Here is a 3,726-nt window from a genome sequence, read left to right as displayed (position 1 = left end):
GCGATGCGGCGGGCGAAGAACTGGCGCAGCTTGAAATGCCCGGCCAGGAACAGCCCGCCCAGCAGCAGGGCGGTGCCGATCAGGTGCAGCGGAAGCCCGCTGTCGCCGGACTCGGACAGCCAGCCGAGGAAGGCGCCGAAACCGCCGCCCAGCGTCTGCACCACGGTGCCCAGCAGCCCCAGCAGCAGCACGCCCCACACCGCGTCGCCGATCAGCACGCGGCGGCGCCACATCGCCATCGCCTCGCGCAGCTTGGGCAGCACCTCGCCCTCGACTTCCTTGGTCAGGCTGTCGATGGAGCCGATGATGCGATAGGCGCGGGCGACCTCGACCTCGTTGATGCGGGTCTGGAGTTCGGCCAGATCATGGTCGCGGCGCGCCTGGTAGCGGGCGCGGCGGCCGTCATCCTCGATGTCGACGGCGGAGCGCTGGTCGTAGATGGCGTAGAAGCGGCCCGACACCAGCCCGGCCTGGGCGATGGCGCGCTGCCAGGCGCCGAACACCGCCTCGAGATTGTCCTCCTTGGCGGTGGTGTCGACCTGGTTGAGGATGTAGCAGACCTTGCGGGCGTCGGCGCGGTTGACCGTCTTGGCGACCAGATGGCGCAGCGTGTCCTGCATGGCGCCCGGTTCCGGATGGCGGGCATCGAAGAAGACGAGCACGAGGTCCGACAGCTCGACGATGTGGTCGACCAGCCGCAGGACCGAACGGCGCTGGTCGTCGGCGTCGAAGCCCGGCGAATCGATGAAGATCTTGCCCTTCGTCCGCGTGCCGGCCAGCGTCTTCAATTGCAGGTAATTGTCGATCCGCTTGCCCTCGCCGGCGGCGACCTTCTCGATCTCGTCGGCGATGCGATAGAAGGGGAAACGCGGGTCGGCGTTCAGCGCGGTGCCGGGCAATGCCTCCTTGCGGGTTTCCGGACCGTGGCAGATGACGGTGAACTTGTCGTCCACCGCCTGATTGCCGGTGTTCTGCAGCACCTCGCCCAGATAGCCGTTGAGGAAGGTCGACTTGCCGGCGGAGAAGGTGCCGAGCACCGCGACCATCGGCCACCAGGGAATGCGGGTGGTCAGCGATTCATGGCGGTCGATCAGCCCCAGCCCGGCCAGGATGCGGTCGAAGGCGCGGAAGGTCGGGAGGACCGGCAGCAGGTTGGGATTTTCCGCCCGCAGATGGGCATCCAAAGCCGCAAGGCGCTGCTGAAGGGCTTGCCGGGGGGTCATGGCGGGCGAATTCCACTGTTGCACGGGCCGAAAAGAACGGCCCCTCTCTAGCACGGGCGGGACCGGCACCGGACATGAAATCTCCCTCATCTTCCGTCCGGGATTATCCGGGCAGGGAGCCGGGGCGCGGAATCCGGACGGGGCCGGGCGAAATGCCGCGGGAACAGGACCGGGCGGACGCGCGTTTCCCGGCGATGGACGACAGCGACCATCAGGACGACGGCCAGAACGGCGGCAAGGATGGCGGCCTCGGGGAAAGCCGCGACGGCGGGCCCCTGCCGGCGGGCGCCGATCAGGCGCATCGGCTGACCGCGGACGAGCTGGCCTTCCTGCTGCGCGACCCGATGCTGCGGGCGCGGGAGGCGGAGCGTGCCGCGAAGTCCAACCGCAGCCGCACCGAACGGCGGGCGGCGGACCCGGCCTATGCCGAGCGGCTGCGGGCCGGCGACCGCGAGCGCCAGCGCCGGCGGCGCCTGCGCGATTCCATCGGCCGGCCCGAACCGCCGGAGCCGGTCGCCGCCGACCTGCCGGATCTGACCGTGGCGCGGGCGGAGGCGCTGCTCGCCGACCATCTGGACGGCAACCCGTCCGCCCAGGCGGCGCAGCTGCGCGGACGGCCGGACCGTATCCGGCTCTATGCCGAGGCCTTCGTCGCCTACCGCGTTCTGTCGACCGGCGGCGTCCGGCCGACCCGCGGGGCGCTGGCCGCCCTACTGAAGTCCCGCTTCGGCCGCACCGTCACGCCGTCCCAGGTCCAGAAGCTGCGCGACCATGTGGAAGGCTTCGCCATGGCCGGCGGCCCCTGGGCCATGGAGGCCTCCCACCCGTCCGGCATTGCCCGGACGAGGAACCCGCGGAAGGCCGATACGGATAGTCACGCACCACGGCCCCCGCGCCCCTGAATCGCCGGTTCTCGGCCATGGTTAACGGCGACTTAATAAGGTTAATTAAGTATTAACGCTTGTCTGGCCAACCATGCGGCCCGACCGGCCGGGTCGACATGCAGCGTGACGGACCGTATCGGCCTTGGGAGAGGAAAGTTTCTCTCTGTCCTTCGGTTTATTTATTACAACCAGAAGGCCTTCCACCACCATTTGTGGCGGTACAAATCTTATCGGTTCCCGATCACGGAATTTCTATAATCGAAAAGCTATCGACCCAACCAATGGATGATCCCAAAGACTCGGTGATTTCCGCAAAGGGATGAGCACAGGGTTCCGGCAGAGCCTCGGCGCAATTGATTCTCACCGGCGGCCGAAATAATACAAAGCTGTAATATGACAACCCCTGCGAATGCTGCACCACCACCAGCGCCTATCGGCATATGGCAAACACACACCAATATTCAGAAGTTTTCTCTTGAATCGCTTCAACGAATGTGTAAACAATATTTTCATTCTCGCAAAGACAAGCCGCGGAAGACTGGGCAGCGGAGACCGATGGACATGAGTGAACCGACGGCGCGCAAAAGAGGACGACGCGGATCGCCGGAATCCTGGTCTGTGGACGCCCATGTCGGGCAGCGCGTGCGGATGCGCCGAACCCTGCTGGGAATGAGCCAGGAAAAACTGGGCGAAGCGATCGGCCTGACCTTTCAGCAGGTCCAGAAATACGAACGCGGCTCCAACCGTATTTCGGCGGGTACCCTGTACCGGCTGAGCCAGGTTCTGGACGTTCCCGTAAGTTTCTTTTTCGATACCTACAACGATGCCGACAGCCCACGCCGCCCACGCAGCGGTTTCGAGGAGTCTGACGACAGCGACAGCCAGATCAGCCGGCGGGAGGCGCGGTTGCTGCGCCTGTGGCGCGCCGCCCCCTCCCATGTGTCGGACGAGATGCTGTCGCTGCTCTCCGCCCTCTCCCCCGAAATCAGGGAGCCGCCGGAAGGCCCCGGCGAGGGTGAGGACGGCGAACCGGATGCCTCCCCCCGATCGGGCAGCTCGCAATCGCCGGTCAACGGCGGAAGCCGCCTCGCCGGCACCGAGATCGTCGCCACCGGTCCGGAGGGGGAAAGCGTCCGCAAGGCCGGCCGTCCGGTGCGCAGCGATGCACCGCGGGTCAAGCCGGTGAAGTCGGCCGATGCCGCCAGCCAGAGCAAGTCGCGCCGGCGTCATGGCGCGGTGTGGGACCCGACCGACATCCTGCGCGCGTCCAAGCCGTCGCCGAGAAGCTGATCCAGGACCGGAATCGGGTCCGGCATTCCAGAATGCAGGGCTTCACCGCCAACAGATCGGAAGCAACAGCACATCGAAGCGCCACCATAGGAAAAGGCTCCGCATCGGCCGATGCGGAGCCTTTTTCAAACCAGGACGGGCACGGTTGCCCGTGGCCTTGCCAGCTGCCGACCTTACCAGCTGCGGACAGGACCGACGTCGAGATGGACGAAGCCGCTGCGCGGATAGAAGCCGACGCCACCGGACTGCATCCCCTTCGCCGTCTCGGAAATGGCGCGAAGCTGGGTGTCGGGAAGGCGGATGTCGATGGCCATGCCGCGGGTGTGATA

The 3,726-nt window shown here is 66.4% G+C and carries 3 protein-coding genes and 1 pseudogene; 2 read left to right on the top strand and 2 right to left on the bottom strand.

Going from position 1 to position 3,726, the window contains the following annotated elements; genetic code table 11:
• Positions 1–1,223: dynamin family protein (locus TSH64_RS03005; protein WP_109452194.1), on the bottom strand; the 1,223-nt coding region annotated here is incomplete at its 3' end.
• 152 nt (positions 1,224–1,375) lie between these two features.
• Here TSH64_RS03005 and TSH64_RS03000 point away from each other — a divergent pair.
• Positions 1,376–2,125: a hypothetical protein gene (locus TSH64_RS03000; protein WP_247872715.1), complete on the top strand. Its 750-nt coding sequence runs from the start codon at positions 1,376–1,378 to the stop codon at positions 2,123–2,125.
• Positions 2,126–2,668: 543 nt separating this feature from the next.
• Positions 2,669–2,920, top strand: a pseudogene (locus TSH64_RS02995) (helix-turn-helix transcriptional regulator); the annotation flags it as partial.
• Positions 2,921–3,570: 650 nt separating this feature from the next.
• Here TSH64_RS02995 and TSH64_RS36180 read toward each other — a convergent pair.
• A partial coding sequence (locus TSH64_RS36180; protein ID WP_247873345.1) for a DUF882 domain-containing protein occupies positions 3,571–3,726 on the bottom strand: 156 nt, incomplete at its 5' end.

Source organism: Azospirillum sp. TSH64, assembly GCF_003116035.1.
Classification (GTDB): domain Bacteria; phylum Pseudomonadota; class Alphaproteobacteria; order Azospirillales; family Azospirillaceae; genus Azospirillum.
Note: the sequence above shows the minus strand (reverse complement) of the source record. Positions and strands in the feature narration are given on the sequence as shown.

Excerpts from the sequence above, each read along its gene's own strand:
- TSH64_RS03000 (WP_247872715.1), top strand. The coding sequence starts at position 1,376 with ATGCCGCGGGAACAGGACCGGGCGGACGCGCGTTTCCCGGCGATGGAC.